The sequence below is a fragment of the Bradyrhizobium hereditatis genome, assembly GCF_020329435.1.
GTDB lineage: Bacteria > Pseudomonadota > Alphaproteobacteria > Rhizobiales > Xanthobacteraceae > Bradyrhizobium > Bradyrhizobium hereditatis.
The window spans coordinates 25,682-50,539 of the sequence record NZ_JAGKJK010000005.1 but is presented as its reverse complement, the minus strand read 5'-3'; the positions used below and the strand labels follow the sequence as shown (position 1 = coordinate 50,539).

Sequence of the window (24,858 nt, the reverse complement as noted above, 5' to 3'; positions counted from 1 at the left end):
GGCGCTTCGCGCCGAAGCCGTCCATAGCATGGCACGTCCGGCGATGCGACGCGCGAACGCCCTCTCAACGACCCATTAACCATAATTGTTTTAACTCCATTAACGACATGTTCCGCGGACGCCCGGATGCATGTCACCTAAGTAGTTGTTTGGGCTGGGGTATATTTCATCGTGGGGGTGGGGCCAGCAACCGGCCGGAACAGCCGCGCGCGCGTCCTTCGCGCGGCCTTGCCGTGCGTTGCGCTGATGGCGCTATCGGGAACCGCGGCGCAGGCGCAAACCGTCACGTCGGAGCTGTTCAGTTCGCGTCGCGCCAGCCAGATGACGCCACCGGATTCGCCGCTACGACGAACCGCGGCCGAGTTAAACGATCCGCTCGCCAGTCCCAAGCTTCCGGAGAATGAGCAACCCGCGCCGCCGCGGACCGGACCGATCCCGAAATACGGTCTGCCGGCTGCGAATGGTGCCGCCGAGACGGGCTATGACTCGCTAAACCGCAAGCGCAAGCAGCCGAAATACTATCCCGGACAGGCGAGGCCGAAGCCGCCGATCGGTCCCGGCAGTCCACCCCGGCCAGCGATCGCATCGAACACGCCGCTGCGGCTTTCGATTCCGCCGTCGCAGTCGGCGCACAAGACGCCGATCCCGCCGGCCATGGCGGGTACGATCGTCGGACAGCCGCCGCGCAAGCGGCTCAAGATCGACGACGATCCGTTCGGCGCGGTCGGCGACTACGCCGGCAGCTTCCTGATCAAATCCGCCGTCGAACTCAGAGGCGGTTACGACACCAATCCCGGGCGAACGTCGGTGCCGAGGGGATCGCCCTTCTATGTAATCGCACCGGAATTTGTCGCGTTCTCCGACTGGGAGCGCCACGCTGTTGTCGCCGACCTCAGGGGTTCCTTCACCGGCTACACCAACACCTTTCCGCCGGTGGCCGGCGTGGCGTCGTCGGCGCCGACGAATCTCGACCGTCCGGATTTCATCGGCCATGTCGATGGTCGTCTCGATGTCACCCACGACACCCGCTTGCTCGGCCAGGCGCGACTGAACGTCGCCACCGATAATCCCGGCAGCCCAAACGTGCAGGCCGGCCTGTCCAGATATCCGGTCTATGCGACGTTCGGTGGCACGCTTGGCGTCGATCAGAACTTCAACCGCTTGCAGCTTTCCGCGGGCGCTGCGCTCGACCGCACCGTCTATCAGTACTCGGAGTTGACTGACGGCACCTCGACCAGCAACGACGACCGCAACTACAATCAGTACGGCGGCCTCGGCCGCGTCAGCTACGATCTGATGCCGGGCTTGAAACCGTTCGGCGAAATTGTGGGCAACATCCGCTCGCACGATCTTCTGGTCGATCGTAACGGCTATCAGCGCAATTCCAGCGGCGGCAATGTCAGGGCCGGCACCAGTTTCGAGTTCTCGCGGATGCTGACCGGCGAAGTCGCGGTCGGCTGGGCGGCGCGCACCTATGAAGATCCGCGGTTGCTACCGTTGCAGGGCCTGCTGACATCGGCCTCGCTGGTATGGGTTGCAACGCCGCTGACCACCGCAAGATTCTTCGCCACGACGTCGATTGACGAGACGACGGTGCCCGGCGTCTCCGGCGTGCTCACGCACACCTACACAGCCGAAGTCGATCACGATTTCCGCCGCTGGTTGACCGTCATCGGCAAATTCACCTGGGGCACCCAGCAATACCAGGGCAACGACCGCTTCGACCGCTTCTATTCGCTCTCCGGCGACCTGATCTACAAGATGAGCCGCGCGCTCTGGCTCCGCGGCACGCTGCGGCGCGACTGGCTGGATTCGAACTTGCCGGGGAATAGTACGGCGTCGACGGTGGTGATGCTGGGCGTGAGGGTGCAGAATTAGGATCGCGCTCGCGCTGCCTCGTCATGCCCCGCGCAGGCGGGGCATCCAATACGCCGCGGCCTCTCCGAATCACCCGCTTCGCGGGTGACGACAGCTCGCGTGATGGCCGACGTTACGTCGAGTAGCGCGCCGCCTACCGCGGCAGCGTCGTCGTCCCCATCAGATACTGGTCGATCGCTCGCGCACAGAGTCGGCCCTCGCGGATTGCCCAGACCACCAGCGACTGGCCGCGGCGCATGTCGCCGGCGGAGAACACGTTGGGCAGCGAGGTCTGGTAGTCCGACGTGTTGGCGCGGACGTTGCCGCGCTGGTCGAGGTCGACGCCGAGCGTCTTCAGCATGCCCTCGTGCACGGGATGCACGAAGCCCATCGCGAGCAGCACGAGCTGCGCCTCAAGCTCGAACTCGGTGCCGGGCAGCGGCTTGAACTTGTCGTCGACCTTGACGCAATGCAGCTTCTGCACCTTGCCGTCGACGCCGGAAAACTTCTGCGTCAGCACGGCGAACTCGCGTTTCGCGCCCTCGGCCTGGCTCGACGAGGTCCGCATCTTCAAGGGCCAGTTCGGCCAGGTCACGCCCTTGTTCTCACGCTCGGGCGGCGCCGGCATGATTTCAAGTTGCGTGACGGATTTCGCGCCCTGCCGGAACGAGGTGCCGATGCAGTCCGAACCGGTGTCTCCGCCGCCAATCACGACGACATGCTTGCCGCCGGCCAGGATATCCTTGGCACCGCCGAGCGGCTCCGAGGAGACGCGGCGATTCTGCTGCGGCAGGAAGTCCATCGCAAAATGGATGCCGTCAAGATCGCGGCCGGGAATCGGCAGGTCGCGGCCGGCTTCAGCGCCACCCGTCAATGCCACCGCGTCATACTGGGCAAGCAACTCGCGCGGATCGATCGCACCTTGCGAGGTGCCGCCGACATGGACGCCGTAATGGAAGGTCACGCCCTCGGCTTCCATCTGGGCCACGCGGCGGTCGATGATGTGCTTTTCCATTTTGAAGTCGGGAATGCCATAGCGAAGCAATCCGCCGGCCTTGGCGTGCTTCTCGTAGACATGGACGTCATGGCCGGCGCGCGCGAGCTGCTGCGCAGCCGCAAGGCCCGCGGGACCGGAGCCGACGATCGCGACCTTCTTGCCGGTCTTGGCCGCAGGGATCTCGGGCTTCAGCCAGCCATTGTCCCAGGCGCGGTCGACGATCGCGCATTCGATGGTCTTGATGGTGACCGGGTTGTCGTCAATGTTGAGCGTGCAGGACGCCTCGCACGGCGCAGGGCAGATGCGGCCGGTGAACTCCGGGAAATTGTTGGTCGAGTGCAGATTGCGCGATGCCTCTTCCCAGTTGCCCTGATAGACCAGATCGTTGAAATCGGGGATCTGGTTGTTGACCGGGCAGCCCGGCGTGCCCGGGGCCACCGAGCCGGTGCCGTGGCAATAGGGGATGCCGCAATTCATGCAGCGCGCGGCCTGGTCGCGGGTGTCCTTCTCGCTCAGCGGAATGACGAATTCGCGGTAATGCTTCAAACGATCGGCGACCGGCGCATACTTGCGTTCGTTACGGTCGATCTCGAGAAAACCTGTGATCTTGCCCATTAAACCTGATGCCCCTGCATCTTACGTTCGTGTGTGTCTCGCCTCCGTCATTGCGAGGAGCGCTGGCGACGAAGCAATCCATGGTTCGGCTGGTGGAGCGATGGATTGCTTCGCTGCGCTCGCAATGACGGGCTTGTGTACCTAAGCCCCGATCGCGATTTTCGGCTCGGCGTCGGCGTTCGCCTTCAATTCCTTCAGCGCGCGGCGGTATTCCACCGGCATCACCTTGCGGAATTTCGGCAGCCAGGCCTTCCAGTTCGCGAGGATCTCGGTGGCCTTTTTCGAGCCGGTCAGCTTGGCGTGACGGGTGATCAGCACGTGTAGCCGCTCGATATCGGTCTCCAGCAGATTGGCGAATACATCAACCCGGCCATGCGCCTCGAGATCGCCGGAGTGATTGTAGGTGCCGGCGTTGATCATCTCTTCCGACAGCACCGGCTCGAGTTCGACCATCGCGAGGTTGCAGAGCTTTTCGAAGTCGCCGGCCTCGTCCAGCACATAGGCGATGCCGCCCGACATGCCGGCCGCGAAGTTGCGCCCGGTCTTGCCGAGCACGACGACGATGCCGCCGGTCATGTATTCGCAGCAGTGATCGCCGGCGCCTTCGACGACGGCGACCGCACCGGAGTTACGCACCGCAAAACGCTCGCCGGCGATGCCGCGGAAATAGCATTCGCCGTCGATCGCGCCGTACATCACGGTATTTCCGACGATAATCGACTCTTCCGGCACGATGCCGGAGTTTTTCGGCGGCCTGACGATGATGCGGCCGCCGGACAGGCCCTTGCCAACATAGTCGTTGCCTTCGCCTTCGAGATCGAAGGTGACGCCCTTGGCAAGCCACGCGCCGAACGCCTGGCCCGCCGTGCCCTTCAGGCTGACGTGAATGGTGTCGAGCGGCAATCCGGCATGGCCGTAGATCTTGGCAACCGCGCCAGAGAGCATCGCGCCGGCCGAGCGATCGGTGTTGTTGATCTCTTCCTCGATTCTAACCGGCGCGCCGCGGTCGAGCGCGGCCTGCGCCTTCTCGATCAGGCGGCGATCAAGCACCTTCTCCAGATGATGGTTCTGGGGCTCGGCATGGTAGATCTTCTGGCCCTTGTCTTCCTTCTGCCGCACGAACAGTTTTGAGAAATCGAGACCCTTGGCCTTCCAGTGCGCGACCAGCTTCGACTGGTCCAGCATCTGGGTCTGGCCGACCATCTCATCGAACGTCTTGTAGCCGAGCGAGGCCATGATCTCGCGGACTTCCTCGGCGACGAAGAAGAAGTAGTTGATGACGTGCTCGGGCTGGCCGGTGAAGCGTTTGCGGAGCACCGGATCCTGGGTCGCGACGCCAACCGGGCAGGTGTTGAGATGGCACTTGCGCATCATGATGCAGCCCGCCGCGATCAGAGGCGCGGTGGCGAAGCCGAATTCGTCGGCCCCGAGCAGTGCCCCGATCACGACGTCGCGCCCGGTGCGGAAGCCGCCGTCGACCTGCACTGCGATGCGGCTGCGCAGCCGCTCGCGCACCAGCGTCTGGTGGGTTTCGGCAAGGCCGATTTCCCACGGGCTGCCGGCATGCTTGATCGAGGTGAGGGGGGACGCACCGGTGCCGCCCTCGAAGCCCGCGATGGTGACGTGGTCGGCGCGCGCTTTGGCGACGCCCGCAGCCACGGTGCCGACGCCGATTTCGGAGACCAGCTTGACCGAGACCGCGCCTTCCGGGTTGACGTTCTTGAGGTCGTAGATGAGCTGCGCCAGATCCTCGATCGAGTAGATGTCGTGATGCGGCGGCGGCGAGATCAGGCCGACGCCGGGCGTCGAATGCCGCACGCGCGCAATCGTCGCGTCGACCTTGTGGCCCGGCAACTGGCCGCCTTCGCCGGGCTTGGCGCCCTGCGCCATCTTGATCTGCATCATGTCGGAGTTGACGAGGTATTCCGTCGTCACGCCGAAGCGGCCCGAGGCGACCTGCTTGATCGCCGAGCGCATCGAATCGCCGTTCGGCATCGGCTTGAAGCGATCGGCTTCCTCGCCACCTTCGCCGGTGTTGGACTTGCCGCCGATCCGGTTCATGGCGATCGCAAGCGTGGTGTGCGCCTCGCGCGAGATCGAGCCGAAGCTCATCGCACCCGTGGAGAAGCGCTTGACGATTTCAGAGGCCGGCTCGACCTGGTCGAGCTTCACCGGCTTACGCTTTTCGTCCTCGGCGGTCTTGATCCGGAACAGGCCGCGCAGCGTGAGTAGCCGCTCGGACTGCTCGTTGAGGATCTTGGCGAACGCGCGGTAGCGCTCCTGCGAGTTGCCGCGTACGGCATGCTGCAGCGAGGAAACGGATTCGGCCGTCCAGGCATGATCCTCGCCGCGGGTGCGGTAGGCATATTCGCCGCCGACATCGAGCGCGGTCTTGTAGACCTGCGCATCTCCGAACGCGTCCGCATGACGGCGCGCGGTCTCCTCGGCGATTTCAGCAAGGCCCACGCCCTCGATACGGGTGTGGGTGCCGGCAAAATACTTGGCGACGAAATCGGCCTTCAGCCCGACCGCGTCGAAGATCTGCGCGCCGCAATAGGACTGGTAGGTCGAGATGCCCATCTTGGACATCACCTTCAAGAGGCCCTTGCCGATCGACTTGATGTAGCGCTTGACGATCTCATGATCGTCGAGTGCGCCCGGCAGGCGATCCTTCATCGCGATGATGGTTTCGAACGCGAGGTACGGATTGATCGCTTCGGCGCCGTAGCCGGCCAGACACGCGAAATGATGCACTTCGCGCGGCTCGCCGGACTCGACGACGATGCCGACCGAGGTGCGCAGGCCGGTGCGGATCAGGTGATGATGCACGGCGGCGCAGGCGAGCAGCGAGGGGATTGGAATCCGGTCGGTGCCCGCCATCCGGTCGGACAGGATGATGATGTTGACGCCCTCGCGCACCGCGCCCTCGGCACGCGCGCAGAGTTCGTCGAGCACCTGTTCCATCCCCGCTGCGCCGAAGCCGGCGTGGAAGGTGGTGTCGAGCGTGCGCGACTTGAAATGGGTATCGGCAACATCCGAGATCGAGCGGATCTTTTCCAGGTCCGCATCGGTCAGGATCGGCTGGCGCACTTCGAGCCGCTTGGTCGAAGCCATGCCCTGCAGGTCGAACAGGTTCGGCCGCGGCCCGATGATCGAGACAAGGCTCATCACGAGCTCTTCGCGGATCGGATCGATCGGCGGATTGGTGACCTGCGCGAAGTTCTGCTTGAAGTAGGTGAAGAGCGCCTTCGGCCGATCAGACAGCGCCGAGATCGGCGTGTCGTTACCCATTGAGCCCGCGGCCTCCTCGCCGGTGGCCGCCATCGGCGTCATCAGGATGTTGATGTCTTCCTGGCTGTAGCCGAACGCCTGCTGCCGGTCGAGCAGCGGCAGGTTCGAGCGCATGCCCTTGACCGGCGCATCAGGCAATTCCTCCAGCACGAGCTGAGTGCGATGCAGCCACTCGCTATAGGGATGGCTCTTGGCCAGCGTGGCCTTGATCTCGTCGTCCGGAATCAGGCGTCCTTGTTCGAGGTCGACCAGCAGCATCTTGCCAGGCTGCAGCCGCCACTTGGTGACGATCTGGTCCTCCGGAATCTTGAGTACGCCCATTTCGGACGCCATCACGATGCGGTCGTCTTTGGTGACGAGATAGCGCGCCGGACGCAGCCCGTTGCGGTCCAGCGTCGCGCCGATCTGGCGGCCGTCGGTGAAGGCGATCGCGGCGGGGCCGTCCCACGGCTCCATCAGCGCGGCATGATATTCGTAGAAGGCGCGGCGCTCTTCATCCATCAGGGGATTACCGGCCCACGCTTCCGGAATCATCATCATCATCGCGTGCGGCAGCGAGTAGCCGCCCTGCACCAGGAATTCGAGCGCGTTGTCGAAGCAGGCGGTGTCGCTCTGGCCTTCGTAGGAGATCGGCCACAGGCGGTTGATGTCCTTGCCGTAGAGCTCCGAATGCACGGAAGCCTGGCGTGCCGCCATCCAGTTGACGTTACCGCGCAGCGTGTTGATTTCGCCGTTGTGCGCGATCATCCGGTAGGGGTGCGCCAGCGACCAGGTCGGGAAGGTGTTGGTCGAGAAGCGCTGATGCACCAGCGCCAGCGCGCTCTCGAAGTCTTCTTCATGAAGGTCGGGATAATACTTGCCGAGCTGGTCGGCGAGGAACATGCCCTTGTAGATCAAGGTGCGGCACGACAGCGAGACCGGATAATAGCCGGCCATGCCGCGGTCGCGGCGCTGGTAGATCGCCTGCGAGATCGACTTGCGCAGGATGTAGAGCCTGCGCTCGAACTCTTCGTCGGTCTTCGCCGTGCCGTTGCGGCCGATGAACACCTGCATGTGGTAGGGCTCCGTCGGCTTCACGGTAGCGCCGAGCGAAGCGTTGTCGGACGGCACGTCGCGCCAGCCGAGCAGCACGAGGCCTTCTTCCTTGATCTGTTCGGCGATGATGCTCTGGATCACCTTTCGCCACGCCGTCTCCTTCGGCATGAACAGCGCGCCGATCGCATATTGCCCGGGTGCTGGCAGTTTGAAGCCGAGCTCGGCAGCCTTGCGGGCGAAGAAGGCGTGCGGGATCTGCACCAGAATGCCGGCGCCGTCGCCGGCGCGCGGATCGGCGCCGACCGCGCCGCGATGCTCGAGATTGCAGAGGATGCTGAGCGCGTCGGAGATGATCTGATGCGACTTCTTGCCCTTGATGTTGGCGATGAAGCCGACGCCGCAGGAATCCTTCTCCAGGCTGAGGTCATACATGCCCTCGGCCGGCGGGCGCCAGTCATGCTCGCGCGTAGTGTCGGCCGGTTTCGAAGCCGCGGTCGCCGACAGTGTTTCTGCCACGATGTTTTCGCGCTCGAATTCCGACCCGCTCATTTCATTCCTCTCAAAAAGGCTAAGGGCCTCACCGCATCGTCGGCGCACCTTGGACGCTTGCGGCACCCACCGGGCCACCGCTCGTCCGCCGCGAGCCGCTATTTCTTAAATTCAGGCTTCCCGTTCAACGTCCCTGAGGAACGGCCTTGCCTGCACTGCCCTGACGCTCGTGGCGCCACGGTTTCGTTGCAATCCCTGTGCCGGGACCACCCCGCAATTGAGACAGTGATACTGTCCTAACTTCGACCATGCCAAATTTTTCTTTATCACACAAGCGCGTGAAAGTCCTCGCCCGCATGCGGATAAGGGGCCTCGCGGGCCGGGAAAAACCACCGATCGGGCTTTGCGGCGGTAGCGCGCCCCGATCCGGCCCAAGGACTGCCGGATTTCGTAATGAAATTCGCCGTGGGGCCGGAAGAGAGAGCCGAATGCTCCCGTCCGGGTCCGGCGGCTAATGGGGCTTACAGGAGCTTTCGATAATGAAGTTGTTCACGGGATCTTTGGCGGCGGGATTGGTCCTTCTGGCAAGTGGCGCGCAGGCGCAGGGGCCTTATGAGGCCGGGCGCTCGCCATACAGGGCAGCATCGGATTTCGACGTTCCATACGCGGTGGCGCCGCCACCTGTTCCAGGGCCGCGCTACGTACCCGGCCCGGACTACCCGCCCGGGCCGCAATACGGATACGCCCCCGGTCCCGGCCTGTTGCCGTCGACAGAAGTCTATTCCGTGCTGCGCGACAATGGATTCTTGCCGCTCGGCATCCCGAGGCTGCGCGGCTTCGTCTATACGATTGCGGTGGTCGACAGGGGCGGTGAGGACGGCCGGTTGGTGATCGATGCGCGCAACGGCCGGATCATCCGTTTCGTGCCGTCCGATCGGATGGGCGACAACTTCTACGAAGAGCAGAGCGCCTTCCGCGGTCCCTCGGCGGCTCCGCTGCCGCATGCGGCGACCCAAGCACCTAGCCAAGCATCCACCCATGGTCAGGCCACGCCGCGGCCATCAAAGCTGGCCTCCCAGGTGGCAAGCCGAACGGTGCCGATGCCGAAGGCCAGTCCGGTTGCTGCAAAGCCCGCGCCGGCCCCGGTCCAACAGGCGGCCGCGCCTGCGCCGAAGCCGACCGCGGCGCAGGCCGCGGCTGCGCCGGCGGCTACGGGATCGATCCCGGACAAGCCGGCACCGCAGATTGCGCCGACCCAAGACATGCCGAACGTGCAGGGGCTGGAGTAACTCCTGGCCTCGGCCTGCATTCCTGACGGCGATAGCAACAAAAACGCCCCGGTGTCGCCGGGGCGTTTTTCGTCGCCGTCAGCTATTTGCGCTGGCCTGCCGCAGCCAGGATCAGATCGGCTACCTTGTCCGGCTGTGAAACCAGCGACAGGTGGCCAGCATCCAGTTCGACCGTCGTCGCATTCATGCGCTTGGCGAGAAACCGTTCGAGATCGGGATTGATCGTGTAGTCCTGCTTCGACACTGCATACCAGCTCGGCTTGCTATGCCATCCGGCAGCGGTGGTGCGGCCGGCGAACAGCGAAGCCGCGGCCGGCTCCTGCACGGCGTAGAGGACTTCCGCCGTCTTTCGATCAACGCCATTGGCGAAGTATCTCAGAAAGGCGTCCTCGGACAGCTTGGTGAAGCCGTCGTGCTCCTGAATGCCGGCGCGCGCCGGACCTGTTGGAAACTTCTGTGAGAGCGCGACGAAATCCTCACCCGCATCGGGCGCTCGCGCCGCGATATAGACCAGCCCCGTGACCTTCGGGTCGTTGCCGACTTCGCTGATGACGGTGCCGCCCCAGGAATGCGCCACCAGCACGGTCGGACCATCCTGCTGCGCCAGTGCGCGGCGTGTGGCGGCGATGGAATCCTCCAGCGAGGTCAGCGGATTCTGGACAGCGGTGACGTGAAGGCCCGCCGCCTGCAGCCGCGGAATGACTTTCGACCAGCTCGATCCGTCGGCCCAGGCGCCGTGCACCAGCACGACATTTTTTGCTTTTGCCGGTGCGGCAGCCTGCGCAGGCGTGGCGAGTGCGCCGAGCGAACCTGCAAATAAACTGGCGGCGAGCGCCGCAACGATCTGTAACTTCGCCATCGATCTCTCCTGATTTTGATAAGTTGATTGAAGGGCCGGGAGCAAACGTGAGTACGTCGCCGAATTGCAAATGTTACGCGTCTCGGCACCACCGGTGCCGGTGCGCGCGGTCAAATAGCCGTCGCAGCAGCGGACATCATTTAAATTCGCTGTTAATGCGTGAAGCCGGATCTAAATTCGCTGTTAATGTGCGGAGGCGGAGCAAGCCGTCTTTGTCATGCGCGCTAAAAAATGCTGGTTTCCTGGCGCACTTTCGCATTCAGCGAATGTCGGCAAACGAGAGACGGACGTGGACAAAATCGATTTCAAGAAGAAACTCTCGAAGCTCTACAGCGCGCCGGCCGACAGCTTTGCCATCGTGGACGTACCGGTCATGCAGTTCGTCAAGATCGACGGCAAAGGCGATCCCAACAGCGAGCCATCTTACAAGCGTGCCATCGAACGGCTCTATGCCGTGAGTTATGCGATCAAGTTTGGCGCCAAGGCCAAGCTGGGCAAGGACTATGTCGTTCCTCCCCTCGAAGGCCTCTGGTGGGCCGACGACCCCGACGACTTTGTCAGGCGGTGGAAGCATCGTTGGCAATGGACGATGATGATCATGGTGCCCGACTTTGTCGATCGAACTCTCTATGACGCCGCCGTGGCAAAATCGCGTGACAAGCTCGGCGAGCCGCCGGAATCGCTACGTCTGGAATCATTGGATGAGGGACGCTGCCTGCAGACCCTGCATATCGGCAGCTACGACGATGAGGGCCCGGTGCTCGCCAGGCTGCACAACGAAATCATGCCCGCGCAGGGGCTGACCTTCGCAGGTCCGCATCACGAAATCTATCTGAGCGATCCGCGCAAAGTGGCGCCCGAAAAACTCAAGACGATCCTGAGGCAGCCGGTCAGGAGGGCCAGTTGAGGCCCGCACTGCATTCTGAAGGCGCAGTGTGCCAATGACAAAAAACGCCCCGGTTTCCCGGGGCGTTTCGCATTCAGCCAATACCGGCTGAAACCTGGTCGCCTTACGCGGCGACGGAAGCGTCGACCACCTGCGGAGCCGGCGCGCCCGAGTTGATCGGGATGCTGCGCGGCTTCTTGGCCTCGGGGATCTCGCGGACGAGATCAACGTGGAGCAGGCCGTTCTCGAGCGAGGCGTTCTTCACCTGCACGAAATCGGCAAGCTGGAAGACGCGCTCGAAGGCACGCGCGGCGATGCCGCGGTAAAGCACTTCGGATTTTTCCTTGCCGTTCTCGTTGGCGGTTTTCTCGCCCTTGATCGTCAGCGTGTTTTCCTTCGCGACGATCGAAAGCTCGCCCTGCGAGAAGCCGGATACCGCAACGCTGATGCGGTAGGCGTTCTCACCGGTACGTTCGATGTTGTAGGGCGGATAACCGGGGCTGCCGTCTGAGGTCACCTGGTCAAGCAGGTTGAAGAAGCGGTCGAAGCCGACGGTGGAACGATAGAACGGGGTGAGATCATAAGTACGCATAGATAGTCCTCCATTGAGCGACTGTTTCAATTACCCGCCCGCCATCGGGCCGGGCTGTAGTCCGTGCAGCCTTGGGTTTGGGAGCCGTAGGTTTTGACGACCTGGGTTTCGGTTCCGAACCACTGGTAGCGGCCTGCACAGAAGTGATATGGGAGGGGTGAAACTGCGTTCAAGAGGGGCGAAACAGGCCCCTTTTTTGCGCCCCGCCCTTGATTTCCAGCCCTTTTGGCCTAGCCGGTTGCCCTCATGACGCTCGTCTCAATCCCCGCCAATCCGGTTCCGGAGGACGTCGTCTCGGGCACCATCAAGACGCCCGATGGCGCGGAACTGCGGTTTGCGCGCTGGGCGCCGCCGGCGGGGCGCAAGGGCACGGTCTGCGTCTTCACCGGCCGCAGCGAGCCGATCGAGAAATACTTCGAGACGGTGCGCGACTTGCGCGACCGCGGTTTTGCGGTGGCGATGATCGACTGGCGCGGCCAGGGGCATTCCTCGCGTCGGCTGCGCGACCCGCGAAAGGGCTATGTCCGCGACTTCTCCGATTACGAGGTCGACGTCGAAACCTTCGTGCAGCAGGTGGTGCTGCCGGATTGCCCACCGCCCTATTTCGCGCTGGCGCATTCGATGGGCGGCGCGGTCATGCTAAGAATCGCGCATGCCGGAAAGCGCTGGTTCGACCGCATGGTGCTGTCGGCGCCGATGATCGACCTGCCGGGGCGCACCACCTCGTTCCCGACCCGCGCGCTGCTTCGCCTCATGCGGTTGATGGGGCAGGGCGGCCGCTACGTGCCCGGCGGCGGCGACAAACTGACCGGAACGGAATCCTTCATCAACAACCCCTTCACCAGCGATCCCGTGCGCTACGCCCGCAACGCCGCAATTTTCGAGGAAGACCCGACGCTCGGCATCGGCTCGCCGACGGTGGCCTGGGCCGACACCGCGTTTCGGGCGATGAATACCTTTCGTGGCATGAACTATCCGTCGGAAATCCGCCAGCCGATCCTGATGCTGGCCGCCAGCAACGACACCATCGTGTCCACTGCCGCGATCGAGGAATTCGCCTATCATCTGCGCGCCGGGTCGCATCTGGTCATCGCCGGCTCCAAGCACGAGATCCTGCAGGAGCAGGACCGTTACCGCTCGCAATTCTGGGCAGCGTTCGATGCTTTCGTGCCGGGCACGCCGTTGTTCAAGTGATGATCACACGCTGTCATTGCCCTGACCCGGCAATCCATCTCTAATGAAGAGGCTTTGTCCGAAGAATGATGGATGCCCGGATCAAGTCCGGGCATGGCGACTGTGGCCTAAGCAGGCTTCGGCAGACGCGCTGTGATGCGCTCAGGTAATCGGCGCTCGACGAACAGCGTCCTGACCTCGGCAACGCTGAGATAGCGCGCCTCGCCTTCGCCCTTGCCGAGGATTTTCAATAGGACCGGCCATTCGCCCTTCATCAGGATCGGGAAGTACCAGCGCGCCGCGTCGCCGTCGCGCTCGATATTGGCCGCCATGAAGGTCTTGATCTCCTTGGCCGTCAGCCCGGTCTCGATGCCGCCGGCGGGATCCTTGCAATCCTTTCCGAATCTCGCGAGCCGTTCGATCTGATCTTCATGAACTTTCGCGTGGGCATCGAGAATGCGCGAACCGCCGCCATGCTTGTCGAGCGGCCCGTTGCGCAATTCGTCGAGCACGGCGCCTGAGGTCGCGCTCTCAAACACGCGGGCCGGCCCGAGGCCGTTTGCGATGACAGCAACTATCCAGGTTGCGATACGCACCTTCTTTTGCGCGGAGCCGGTTTCGCCGCTCGCACATCCGATTATTTCGGTGAGTTGCGAGAGCGGCACGACGTGGCCGTCGACATAGCCGTTGGCGACAAGCGCGCGCAAAAAGGGGCAAGGGTTGTTGGGCGAAACGGGAAGCTGCCCAGCGAGCGCGGTGCCCGGGGCGGCAGCAATCGCATGATCCGACATCGTTCAAATCCTCAAAGGCGCCGAATATGAAAAATGACCCGTCTCGCCGTGGAGCAGATGACGGTTTTGCAAAAGGAAATTCGGCGAGGCGCTACTTCAGGCTGTAGGCCAAGTGTTGGCGGGATTAGGCGCCGTGTCAACCGACCGGCTTACACACGCTCAGGAATCTGCGGCGAGTTTTGGCGAGGTTTCGACGAGGGTCAATCTGCTGAAGGGGAGCCCCGCCTTCACGAGACCGTCGCGGAAGTGTGCGATGTCGGCTGGAAGCCTCCAGTGAAAATTCCGCAAGTAACGTTCGACGGTCAGCGTTGGATAGTTGCTCAGCACAACCGCGGCTGCATTTGCCGCCTCGTCGGATCGTCGCAGTTGGGCGAACGCCGCCGTCCGTATCGTGAGCGCTTGCAGATGATTGGGATTGGCGTACAGGGCCTCACGCGCCCATGACAGCGAAGCGTCATATTGGCCGAGCAGATAATGGCTGAAGGCGTTGAACGCCGCAAATTGGTATCGGGGATCGCTGTTGCCGCGCTGCGCTGCCATCGTAAATAATTCGACGGCGGTCCGATGGTCGCCGTTGTAGAGATGACAGGCGCCAAGCACGCCGCGAGCGCCCATGTCGTAGGGGTTGAGGTTGACGGCGCGATTGGCGGCATCCATGGCCGCCTCGTAATGCCCTTCCAGTGCATGCAGATAGGCGAGAATCTGAAACGCAAAGGACGAACGGGGGTCGAGCCGGACACTGCTCTCGGCGAGGCTCATTGCGCCATCCCAAACTTCGCGCGTGCCCTTGATCCAGCCGAAATGGATGGCCTGGGTCTGGATGGTGGCGAGATAAGCGCGCGCGATCGATAGCGTCGGATCGAGCGCGATCGCCTCCTTGAACAGGTCGATCGCGGTTTCGAAATCTTCCTTGGTCTGCAGGTAATAATGGGACAGCCCCTTGAGAAAGCGGTCCCATGCGGTGAGGTCGTTCGACGGCGAGCGGGGCGGGGCGGAGGCTTCCGCGCGATAGATCTCCGCCGCGATCGCCGCCGAAAGGCTGGTGGTGAGTTCGTCCTGCATGGCGAACAGGTCGCCCATGTCACGGTCGAACCGGCCGGTCCATAGCTGCTCGCCGGTTTCGGGCACGATCAAGTCGGCGGTGACGCGAATCTTGTTCGCTGAGCGGCGCACGGAGCCCTGGATCAGGTATGTGGCGTCGATCTCGCGCGCGATCAGGCGCGTGCTCACATTCTTGCCTTTGAATGAGAAGGTCGCGTTCCGGCTCAGCACCCGATAGAACGACTGCAGTGAAAGCGCGTGGATCAAGTCCTCGGTCAGCCCGTCGGAGAAATACTCGTCGGCGCTTTCGCTCAAATTCGCAAACGGCAGCACGCCCACGATCGCCGTGCGATACTGGGCCGGCAGGCCGGCAGCCGACGTCTCTTTACGCGCCGGGGCGCCGGCATCCGCGCCTTCGGGCCGCCAGGTCCAGACATGAATCGGCTCGTCGATATTCTTGAAGCGGTGCGGCCCGGCATCGACCAGCGTGATGCTGAGGCGCTTGCCGGCCTCGTGACAGGCCTTGCCCGATACCGCCACGCCGCCGGGGGCGGCGACCGATTCGAGACGGACGGCGATGTTGACGTCGTCGCCGAACACCTCGTCCTCGTCGGCCATCACGTCGCCCATGTGGATACCCATGCGGAACTGCATGATGCGGTCGGCGGGCAGGTGTTCGTTTCGCTCCGCCATCACCAACTGCATCGCGACAGCGGCCTCGATGGCGCCGACGATAGAGGGAAATTCCACGAGAAAGCCGTCGCCGGTGTTCTTCACCAGCCGGCCGCCGTGATTGAGAATGATCGGGTAGATCGCGGTGCGATGCGCCTTGAACGTGGCATGCGTTCCCGCCTCGTCGGCCCCCATCATGCGGGAATAGCCGGCGACGTCAGCGCAGACGATGGCTGCCAGGCGTCTTTCCATATCCCCCACTATATCCCCAACGGCGCCGGAATGGGCAGGCTAACCACTACGCGGTCGGCCGACTAAATCCAATGTTTATAAAATATGCGCAATCTGATGGAAGGCCGATTTGCTCATGATAGTACTGCAATCCATCCAGATTTGACACGTGCGTCATAAATCTCAGGCACAGGGAACCACTTAACAATGGCAGAGGCGCTCGGCATCCACCAACTATGGCTGTTTATCCTTTCCGGGCTGCTGCTCAACATCACCCCGGGGCCGGACACCGCCTACATCATCGGCCGCAGCATTCAGTTCGGATGGCGGGGCGGGGCGGCGGCGGCGACCGGAATCAGCGCCGGCTGCCTTGTTCACGTGTTCGGCGCCGCGATCGGCCTGTCGGCGCTGCTGATGGCGTCATCTGCCGCCTTTACTGTCCTGAAATGGGTCGGCGCAGCCTATCTGCTCTTTACTGGCCTCCAGATGCTGCTGTCGCGTTCGCGGCCCCTGGCGGAAGCGGCCGCGGCAGGTAATGGCTTGGCGGGCGGCGAAACGTCGCTTGCACGCGTGTTCTGGCAGGGCGCCCTGACCAACGTGCTCAATCCGAAGGTGGCGCTGTTCTTTCTGGCGTTCCTGCCGCAGTTCGTGGCGGCGGATTCTGCCCACAAGACGCTGGCCTTCCTCGTCCTGGGCCTGATCTTCATCTTCAACGGCACGCTGTGGTGCCTCGGCGTCGCGGCGTTTGCGGCAGGGGCGGCGCGGCGCATCAGGCAATCGGCCAATGTAATGGCCTGGATCAACCGGATGCTCGGCGGGCTGTTCGTGTATCTCGGTATCCGCGTTGCGATGCTGGAAGCGCGCTGATGCGTCAGCCGTGGATTTTCAAGAAAGCGCTGCCGGCGAGATAAAGCCCGAACAGGATCATCGCAATCAGGAACCAGCGGCGGAATACTTCGGGCTGCATCCGGCTCCGCACCGCTTGGCCGATGAACATGCCGGCAAAGGACGCCGCCATAGCTACCGCGCCCGGCAGCGCGGTCGCCGCCGTCAGCAGCCCTGTGACGGTGAGCGTGAAGGCCAGCGCCATCGTTGCCACAGTAAAGAACACGCCGAGCGCCTGCACCAGCTCGTCTTTCTCCATGCCGATTGCCTGCAGATAAGGCACTGACGGGATCACCTGAACACCGGTCGCGGCCGACACCACGCCGGTGATCAGGCCGACGATGCCGCCAATCCATTTCTCGTCGCGCCGCGCGACCTTGAAGTTGAGCTTGCCGAGGCCGAGGATCGCGTAAATCACCAGCAGCGCGCCGAGGACGACAGTGCCGTAGGGCGCATAGGGGCCGGTCAATAGTCCCGCGTTCAGCCAGATGCCGGCGACGGTGCCGAGCATCAGCGGCCACAGCCGCCGCATGATGTCGCGCAAGTAAGGGCCGCCGAAGGTCTGCCAGATGTTGGTGACGATCGCGGGTACGATTACGATCGCGATCGCCTGTCCGGGCGGCATCATCACGGCGAGCAGGCCCATCGATACCGTCGGCAGGCCAAGTCCGAGGACACCCTTGATGAAGCCGGCGAGCAGGAATGCCGAGGCGATGAGAACGAGCATGGGTTCAATCATGCGCCGGACGTTGACCTATCCGCGGATCAGGCACAATCTGGAGGTTACGGAGACAGCCTTCGGGATAAACGAAGGCTGATGGCCGTCTCGTCATTGCGAGGAGCGAAGCGACGAAGAAATCCACCTCTCCACTTGCGGCGCGATGGATTGCTTCCGCCTTCGCTTTCCGAGCTACGGCGGACAAGTTGCTTCGCTCGCAATGAGCCGCTAGGAATTCCCCAATGCGTTTTGACCTGGTCGATCTTCAGCTCTTCATCGCAGTGGCGGAGACCCGCAGCATCACCAATGGGGCGCAGCGCGTCCATCTCGCGCTGGCTTCCGCGAGCGAGCGGATCAAGGGACTCGAAGAGGCGCTCGGCGTTTTGCTGCTGGCGCGCGGCCGCCGCGGCGTCGAGCTGACGCCAGCGGGGGAAACCCTGCTCGATCATGCCAGGATCGTGATCCACAACGTCGAGGCCATGCGCGGCGATCTCCTGAGCTTTGCCCGCGGCGTGAAGGCGACGGTCCGCTTTCTCGCCAATACCTCTGCGCTGTCGGAATATCTGCCGAAGACATTGGCTTCATTTCTGAAGGAACATCCGCACATCTCGATCGACGTGGAGGAGCACGAAAGCGGCGACATCGCCCGCGCCATCGTCACCGGCGCCGCCGATCTGGGGCTCGCGGCCGAACATGCGCTGCCTGACAATATCGAGCGGCTTCCCTTCAGCGAGGATCGCCTGGTCTTGGTCGCTCCCCGTGAGGGCGAGCTTTCGAACCGGCGACAGGTGGAATTCGCAGAAGTGGTAGGGCGAGACTTCATCGGCCTGATCACTTCGAGCGCGCTGCATGCCCATGTCAGCGGACATGCGGCACGGCTCGGCGCGCGGCTACGTTTCCGCGCCCGGCTGAACAATTTCGATTCAATCGGCCAGATGGTGGCCGCCGGCATCGGAATTGCCGTGATGCCGGAGGTCGCAGCAAAAAGATGCGCGCAATCGATGAAGATCAATGTCATCAGGATCAAGGATTCCTGGGCCAACCGGCGGCTGGCGATTTGCGCCCGCAGCTTCCGGTCATTGCCAAAACCCGCGCAGCAATTCGCGGAGCACCTGCGCAAGAGCGCCCCGCGTTGAGATGTGGGGGATTTACTTCGTCGTCGCGACCCCTGCGTCCTTGATCACCTTCGCCCACTTTTTGATTTCGCTATCGATAAAGGCACGGAAATGTTGCGGCGTGTCGCCGACCAGCGTCGCGCCTTGCGCAGCGAGCTTTTCCTTCACGGTTGGATCGGCCATCGCCTCGGTCGTGATCTTGTGCAAGGCCGCCACGATCGCGGGCGGCGTGGCGGCGGGCGCGACCATGCCGTACCAGTTCTCGATGATCATGCCGGGCATTCCGGCCTCGGTTGTCGTCGGCACCTCCATCGCGGTCGGCGCCCGCTCGGCTGCACCGATGGCGATCGGCCGCAGGGCACCTGCCTTGATCTGCGGCAACAGCACCGGCAGGTCGAGGAACGTCATCTGCACCTGTTGTCCCAGCAAATCGTTCACCGCCGGCGCCGCACCACGGTAGGGGACGTGCACGATGTCGATGCCGGCCGTCAGCTTGAACAGTTCGCCGGCCAGATGCGGCAGGCTGCCCGGACCGGACGAGGCGAAGTTCAGCTTCCCGGGCTGCGCCTTGGCGAGCGCAATCAGTTCTTTCATGTCCTTGGCGGGCACGTTGGTCGCAACGACCAGCATCTCGGGCACAGTCGCTACCAGCGTGATCGGCGCGAAATCCTTCAGCGTGTCGTAGGCGACTTTCTCCATGCTCGGGCTGATGGCGAGCGCGCCTGCGCTCGATATCGCGATGGTGTGGCCGTCGGGCGCAGCTTTCGCGACTGCATCGGTGCCGAGCACGCCGCCCTGGCCGCCGCGGTTGTCGATCAAAACCGGCTGCTTTGTTATCTCGGACATGCGCTGACCGATCACCCGCGCAATGATGTCGTTGGGTCCGCCGGCCGGGAAGGGCACGATCAGCTTGATGGGTTTGGTGGGGAAGTCCTGCGCGGAGGCGAGAGCCGGTAACAACAATAGCGTTAGTCCGGCAAGCAGCTTGCTCAGCAATCTCATGGATACTCCCCGAGGGCGCATCTATCGTGCGCGTTGAGGGGCATCGTACGCGACGAGCCGCGCGATGCAAGGTCCTGCCGGTTGCGGTCGCAGCCAAGCCTCGTCAACGCAGGAGTTCGTCGTGCGCACGAGTTTGATTGATCGCCGTATCGCTTCGTCGCTAGCTGTTCAGCAGTTTCATTGCTGCTTCGTGCACGCGGGGGTCGCCGGCGGCGATGATGCGGCCGCCGCTCTGGGCGGGCTTGCCCTCCCAGTTGGTGACGATGCCGCCGGCACCTGTGACGATCGGGATCAATGCCGCGATGTCATAGGGCTTGAGCTCGGTCTCGACCACGAGGTCGAGATGGCCGGCCGCCAGCATGCAGTAGGAATAGCAATCGCCGCCATAGCGCGACAGCTTCACCGCGCTCTCGACCCGACCGAAGATCTCGCGGTCGGCGGCGCTCATCAGCAGCGGACTGGTGGTGAAGGAAGTTGCTTCCTTCAGCGTCGCGCAGCGGCGCACTGTTAGCCGCCGCTCGCCGGACGGACCGGAATAATGCGCCGAGCCGGAATCGCCGGAGAAGCGTTCGCCGATATAGGGCTGGTGCATCATGCCGAACACCGGCGTTCCCTTGTGCAGGAGCGCGATCAGCGTGCCCCAGATCGGGAATCCCGCGATGAAGGATTTTGTGCCGTCGATCGGATCGAGCACCCAGACATATTCGGCATCCTCGCGCTCGTTGCCGAATTCCTCGCCGACAATGCCGTGCTGGGGAAAATTGGCCTTGATCAGGCGCCGCATCACCGCTTCCGCGGCGCGGTCGGCCTCGGTGACCGGGTCGAAATCGCTGGCGCTCTTGTTGTCGATGGAGAGCGAGGTTCTAAAGAACGGCAGGATGGTTTCACCCGAAGCCGTCGCAAGCCGCCCGATAAACGCTGTGAAATCGATGACCGTCACGGCTGTCCCTTAACCGCAATAACAATGCCGTCTCTTGCCTAGCCCAATCCGGGCGGCCGCGCATCGCTAACAGCACGTTATTCCCATCCGGATTGCGCACCAGCTTTCGAATCTGGTTTCGAAACGGCTTTCGTTTAGGCGTGGATTTTTGGTTAGAGCTGATATTACGAAGTCGCGAATTTTTGGCATACCAGCACTGCAAGGAAGCGGGGGCTGGTGCCGTTTTAGCTGTAAGTGTCTGATATTAAATAGCTATTCCGTGTCGCCCTGATATGTTGCCGATCCGCCAGCCTGTTCCACTTTGCACCGGAACCAGCTCAAAAACCCTTGCGTTTTGTGCAGCGCGGTCGCATATTGTTGCGGTGCGGTAGCGCTTCGCGTTACCGCTGCCCTCCTTGGGCGTTTCCTCCCTAGACTTGGGCCGCTTGTCATTCAAGCGGCCCTTTTTTCTTTTCGGCTTTTCTCTTCCAGGATGCGCGAAGCGCAGACCCGGACTCTCGAGATTCCGGATCTTCGCAGCGCGACGTCCGGAATGACCAGTGAGCAACTACTCCGCCGCCGCCTGGAATGGGCCGAGATCTCCGAGCGGCACCCGCGCCAGCCCCTCCGCCAGCGTGGTGAAGTCGGCCATCACCTGCGCAAAGCGCGGGCTGCGCTCGCGCCGCCGCTCATCCATATAGATCGCGCGGTTGAGCTCGAGCTGCACGGTATGCAGCCCGCTGGCGGGGTTGCCGTAATGCTCGGTGATGAAGCCGCCGGCATAGGGCTTGTTGCGCCCGGTCGAATAGCCGAGCTTGCTCATGACTTCCTCGACGACATCGGGCAACACGCTCGCGCAGCTCGTGCCGTAGCGGTCGCCGATCACGATATCAGGCCGCCGGGGCTCATCTCTGGACACGCCGACCGATGGCATCGAGTGGCAATCGACCAGGATCACCGTGCCGAACGCCTGATGGGCCTTGTTGATCAGCCGCCGCAGCGCGCGGTGATAGGGCTTATAAAGTGCCTCGATTCGTCCCAACGCCTCATCAACCGAAAGTCGCTCGCGGTAGATTTCCTGTCCGTCACCGACCACCCGCGGGATGGTGCCGAGGCCGCCGGCCACCCGCATCGAGCGGGTATTAGCAAAGCTCGGCAGGCGTCCGGTGAACATGCGCGGATCGAGCTCATATGGCTCGCGGTTCACATCGACATAGGACCGGGGAAAATTGACCCGGACAGTCGGAAATCCTTGCGCGCTCAGGTCCCCAATCAGTTCGTCCATGAACGAATCCTCGGAGCGGCGCAGCGCAGGGAGATCGATCCGGGAGGCGTTGAGAAATTCGAGCGGGTAGACCGAGCCGGAATGGGGCGAGTTAAAGATGATCGGCGCCCGCCAGCGCTCCGGCTCCACGATCTCGAACGGGGGCGACAGCTCGCCATCAAACTGAGTCATCGTCGGGCGCCGTCCCTTGAATGTCCGCATTCCCTTCGCGGTGATCGATCATGCGACCGATTCTGCCTGCGAGGGACAGGATTTTGTAAGGATGCATTGTCCGTAATCGTAATCATTCTGCCAAGCGAAAAAAGCCGCTATTCGCCTGGAAGCTGTCGCAAACGCCCGAAAAGCGCCGCCTTGTTTGCTCCTGATATGGGCGCTACTGAAAATAGCGCTGCCCCCTGTTGCCGAGACATAATTACCTTTCACCCGAAATTTACCCTCTATCGGGCTTAGTGGGCGGAATGATCCTCCAAGCCGGGCTCGACCACCAACCGCCATGCACAAGATCCTCCTCGCCGAAGACGACAACGACATGCGCCGCTTCCTGGTCAAGGCGCTGGAAAACGCCGGCTTTCAGGTCTCGCCCCACGACAACGGCATGTCGGCCTATCAGCGGCTGCGCGAGGAGCCGTTCGAGATGCTGCTGACCGATATCGTGATGCCGGAAATGGACGGCATCGAGCTGGCGCGCCGCGCCTCGGAACTCGACCCCGACATCAAGATCATGTTCATCACCGGCTTTGCCGCGGTCGCCCTGAATTCCGATTCGGAGGCGCCCAAGAACGCCAAGGTGCTGGCCAAGCCGGTTCACCTGCGCGAACTGGTCAGCGAAGTGAATAAGATGCTGGCGGCCTGATTCGGCCTCCATTTCCGTCAAAATCGCTCCAGAAATTACTTCCTGAGCATCCTTGCCCGGGCGCTTTGGAGCCGATATACGGACCCCACCCGATATGGACTTTTAGGGCACGTAGCTCAGCGGGAGAGCACTACCTTGACATGGTAGGGGTCACAGGTTCGATCCCTGTCGTGCCCACCACGCTTCGCCCTGACGGGCTATGCGTGGCGCAGCCATGCGAAGACCATCAGGGCGAGGCGTGTCCGGCGTAGCTGGAGCGTAGCGGAAGGTAGACGGACTGTGCCCAAAAGAATGATCCGGCTTCGCAAGCTACGGCTAGGCAAGCCACACTCCCCACTATCGTAGCGATAGCAGCGAAGGCTGCCGCGCCGAAGCCTTGGCGAAGGCGGGCCGTCGGCCAACGAGCTGCGGTCCAGGCAGGCTACATTCTCCCGATCGCAGGATCGACGTTCAGGCCGGCAATCCAGCCTTGAGCAGACCAGCCTCATGACGCGCGCGGTCAACCGCCTGCTTGTAGTGCTGGGTGGCGAGATAGCCCGCGACTGAAAAAGCCGGTTCGAGCTTCACGACCTCGGCCGCATGGGCGGCTGCGGCGACACTGTCGCCCATCTGCGCGAAGGTGGCTGCGAGAAAGGCGTGATGGGTATGGTCAGGCCGCGTGATCCGGGCGAAGGCTTCGGCGGCTTCCGCATATTTCTCGGCGCAGTAGAGGGCGCGGCCAAGATGGTTCCAGAAGCGCTCGGGGTGATAGGGATTGAGGCGCATCGCCTTCCTGATCCACTCGATGCCTTCTTCGGGCCGTCCCAGCCAGGTCAGAAGCTCGCCCTGCTGCACCACGACAATATCGTAGTTCGGATTTAGCGCGATCGCCCGTTCCTGATGATAGGCCGCCTTGTCATGATCGTCGCGCGTCAGATTGACCGCAGCCAGGATGCGATGAACGTCGCTGTCATTGTCATCCAGCGCTAGCGCAATCTCCAGCTCGTCAGCAACCTGCCGGAAGGTGGCGTCGCGATCCGCACACCAGCCATACACCCAGGTCTGACCCAGTACGCAGGCTTTCCACGCATGAGCGTGCGCATAGTTGGGATCGAGCGCGATGGCACGATCAAGCAGAAGCTGCGCCTGCGCATTGTCTTCCCGGCGCGAGCGGTGGTGCAGCACCTTGGCGGCGAGGACGCACTCATAGGCGGCCATATTGTCGGTCGGCTTGCGCTTGACGCGTTCCTGCGTGGCCGCCTCGACGCGGCCGGGAAGCGTTGCAACGATCGCGCCAGTCACTTCGTCCTGGATGGCGAAAATGTCTTCGAGCTTGCGGTCATAGCGCTCGGCCCAGACGTGCCGATCGGTTTGCGCGTCGATCAATTGCACGGTGACACGCACGCGATCGCCGACCTTGCGCACGCTGCCCTCGAGCACATATTCGACGTCCAGCTCACGCGCGACCTCCTGCACCTTTACCGCCTTACCCTTGTGCACGAAGGTCGAATTGCGTGAGATGACGAGAAGGTCACGGAAGCGCGACAGCTCGGTGATGATGTCCTCGGTGAGGCCATCGGCAAAGAACTCCTGCTCCGGATCGCCGCTCATATTGACCAGCGGCAGCACCGCGATGGAGGGCTTTCTGGCAATGGGTGTCGCAGAAGCTTCCCTGCCACTTTCGAGCGCTACCATGGTAGTTGCGTCAAGCCGCACCCGAAACACATGGATCGGGCGGGTGATATTCTTGACGCTCTGCTCACCGAGATCCTCGAAAGCGATCTCGTCGAGCCGATCGCCGAGTTGATCGCGCACCGCGCCGGAGATGCAAATGCCACCGGGTTCGGCAAGCACCTGGAGGCGCGCCGCGACATTGACTCCGTCGCCAAAAATATCGTTCTCATCGATGATGACGTCGCCGAGATTGACGCCAATGCGGAACTGGATCCATCGCGCTGGCGAAACGTCAGCATTGCGCCGCGCCATCCGGCGCTGCACCTCGGCCGCGCACAGCACCGCATCGGTAACACTCTGGAACTCGACCAGCAGGCCGTCGCCGGTGGTCTTGATGATGCGACCGCGGTTCTTGGCGATGGAGGGGTCGATCAGTTCGAGCCGGTGGGTCTTGAGGCGTGCAAGTGTTCCCGCCTCGTCGACCTCCATCAGCCGGCTGTAACCGACCATGTCGGCCGCAAGGACTGCAGCGAGTCTTCGCTCCGGTCCAGGCGCTTGCATTTCCGCCTCTCCTGCGACCAGTCTAGCAGAATTAGCGAATTGGCCAAGG

General features: G+C 62.8%; 18 protein-coding genes and 1 tRNA gene. 8 read left to right on the top strand and 11 right to left on the bottom strand.

All coding sequences use genetic code 11. From position 1 onward, the window contains the following. Window positions 1-171: 171 nt before the first annotated feature. A complete protein-coding gene (locus tag J6524_RS12935; protein WP_225671019.1) occupies window positions 172-1,878 on the top strand; it encodes an outer membrane beta-barrel protein in 1,707 nt (568 codons plus the stop codon). A gap of 133 nt (window positions 1,879-2,011) precedes the next feature. Here J6524_RS12935 and J6524_RS12930 read toward each other — a convergent pair whose 3' ends face one another. Next, window positions 2,012-3,469 carry a glutamate synthase subunit beta gene (locus J6524_RS12930; protein ID WP_225671017.1) on the bottom strand — a complete coding sequence of 486 codons (1,458 nt, stop codon included), beginning with the start codon at window positions 3,467-3,469 and terminating at the stop codon, window positions 2,012-2,014. Between the two features lie 141 nt (window positions 3,470-3,610). Next, window positions 3,611-8,344, bottom strand: coding sequence for a glutamate synthase large subunit (gltB, locus tag J6524_RS12925; RefSeq protein ID WP_225671015.1), 4,734 nt, complete (start codon window positions 8,342-8,344; stop codon window positions 3,611-3,613). 479 nt (window positions 8,345-8,823) lie between these two features. Between gltB and J6524_RS12920 the strand changes: the two genes are divergently transcribed. Then, window positions 8,824-9,573, top strand: coding sequence for a hypothetical protein (locus tag J6524_RS12920; RefSeq protein WP_225671013.1), 750 nt, complete (start codon window positions 8,824-8,826; stop codon window positions 9,571-9,573). 82 nt (window positions 9,574-9,655) lie between these two features. Here J6524_RS12920 and J6524_RS12915 read toward each other — a convergent pair whose 3' ends face one another. Beyond that, window positions 9,656-10,432: an alpha/beta fold hydrolase gene (locus tag J6524_RS12915; RefSeq protein WP_225671011.1), complete on the bottom strand. Its 777-nt coding sequence runs from the start codon at window positions 10,430-10,432 to the stop codon at window positions 9,656-9,658. 289 nt (window positions 10,433-10,721) lie between these two features. On the opposite strand from J6524_RS12915, the gene J6524_RS12910 reads away from it, so the two are divergent. Then, entirely contained in the window at window positions 10,722-11,339 is a 618-nt protein-coding gene (locus J6524_RS12910) for a GyrI-like domain-containing protein (RefSeq protein ID WP_225671009.1), read from the top strand. Between the two features lie 103 nt (window positions 11,340-11,442). Here the strand turns inward: J6524_RS12910 and J6524_RS12905 are convergent, their stop codons facing one another. Next, the gene (locus J6524_RS12905; protein ID WP_225671008.1) at window positions 11,443-11,910 is read right to left on the bottom strand and encodes an Hsp20 family protein; all 468 of its coding nucleotides are present in this window, start codon (window positions 11,908-11,910) and stop codon (window positions 11,443-11,445) included. Between the two features lie 246 nt (window positions 11,911-12,156). Between J6524_RS12905 and J6524_RS12900 the strand changes: the two genes are divergently transcribed. After that, on the top strand, window positions 12,157-13,104 hold the full coding sequence (locus J6524_RS12900) for an alpha/beta fold hydrolase (protein WP_225671007.1): 948 nt from the start codon (window positions 12,157-12,159) through the stop codon (window positions 13,102-13,104). Window positions 13,105-13,211: 107 nt separating this feature from the next. Here the strand turns inward: J6524_RS12900 and J6524_RS12895 are convergent, their stop codons facing one another. Further along, window positions 13,212-13,874, bottom strand: a complete 663-nt coding sequence (locus J6524_RS12895; protein ID WP_225671006.1) for a hypothetical protein — start codon at window positions 13,872-13,874, stop codon at window positions 13,212-13,214. A 159-nt stretch (window positions 13,875-14,033) separates the two neighbouring features. Beyond that, window positions 14,034-15,839, bottom strand: a complete 1,806-nt coding sequence (locus J6524_RS12890) for an adenylate/guanylate cyclase domain-containing protein (RefSeq protein ID WP_225671005.1) — start codon at window positions 15,837-15,839, stop codon at window positions 14,034-14,036. A gap of 186 nt (window positions 15,840-16,025) precedes the next feature. On the opposite strand from J6524_RS12890, the gene J6524_RS12885 reads away from it, so the two are divergent. Further along, entirely contained in the window at window positions 16,026-16,685 is a 660-nt protein-coding gene (locus J6524_RS12885; protein ID WP_225671004.1) for a LysE family translocator, read from the top strand. A 4-nt stretch (window positions 16,686-16,689) separates the two neighbouring features. On the opposite strand, the gene J6524_RS12880 is transcribed toward J6524_RS12885, so the two are convergent. After that, complete coding sequence (locus J6524_RS12880) at window positions 16,690-17,442, bottom strand: sulfite exporter TauE/SafE family protein (RefSeq protein WP_225671003.1); 753 nt, start codon at window positions 17,440-17,442, stop codon at window positions 16,690-16,692. A gap of 221 nt (window positions 17,443-17,663) precedes the next feature. On the opposite strand from J6524_RS12880, the gene J6524_RS12875 reads away from it, so the two are divergent. Next, complete coding sequence (locus J6524_RS12875; RefSeq protein WP_225671002.1) at window positions 17,664-18,557, top strand: LysR family transcriptional regulator; 894 nt, start codon at window positions 17,664-17,666, stop codon at window positions 18,555-18,557. A 12-nt stretch (window positions 18,558-18,569) separates the two neighbouring features. On the opposite strand, the gene J6524_RS12870 is transcribed toward J6524_RS12875, so the two are convergent. The 3 genes from J6524_RS12870 to J6524_RS12860 all read right to left on the bottom strand — a co-directional run bounded on the left by J6524_RS12870 (window position 18,570) and on the right by J6524_RS12860 (window position 21,913). Beyond that, entirely contained in the window at window positions 18,570-19,538 is a 969-nt protein-coding gene (locus J6524_RS12870) for a tripartite tricarboxylate transporter substrate binding protein (protein WP_225671000.1), read from the bottom strand. Window positions 19,539-19,698: 160 nt separating this feature from the next. Then, window positions 19,699-20,478: a histidinol-phosphatase gene (hisN, locus tag J6524_RS12865; RefSeq protein WP_225670999.1), complete on the bottom strand. Its 780-nt coding sequence runs from the start codon at window positions 20,476-20,478 to the stop codon at window positions 19,699-19,701. A gap of 547 nt (window positions 20,479-21,025) precedes the next feature. Further along, a complete protein-coding gene (locus tag J6524_RS12860) occupies window positions 21,026-21,913 on the bottom strand; it encodes an N-formylglutamate amidohydrolase (protein WP_225670997.1) in 888 nt (295 codons plus the stop codon). A 322-nt stretch (window positions 21,914-22,235) separates the two neighbouring features. On the opposite strand from J6524_RS12860, the gene cpdR reads away from it, so the two are divergent. After that, entirely contained in the window at window positions 22,236-22,595 is a 360-nt protein-coding gene (gene cpdR / locus J6524_RS12855) for a cell cycle two-component system response regulator CpdR (RefSeq protein WP_027539837.1), read from the top strand. A 105-nt stretch (window positions 22,596-22,700) separates the two neighbouring features. Next, window positions 22,701-22,775, top strand: a tRNA-Val gene (locus J6524_RS12850). A gap of 270 nt (window positions 22,776-23,045) precedes the next feature. Here J6524_RS12850 and J6524_RS12845 read toward each other — a convergent pair. Beyond that, a complete protein-coding gene (locus tag J6524_RS12845) occupies window positions 23,046-24,809 on the bottom strand; it encodes an adenylate/guanylate cyclase domain-containing protein (protein WP_225670995.1) in 1,764 nt (587 codons plus the stop codon). Window positions 24,810-24,858: the final 49 nt, after the last annotated feature.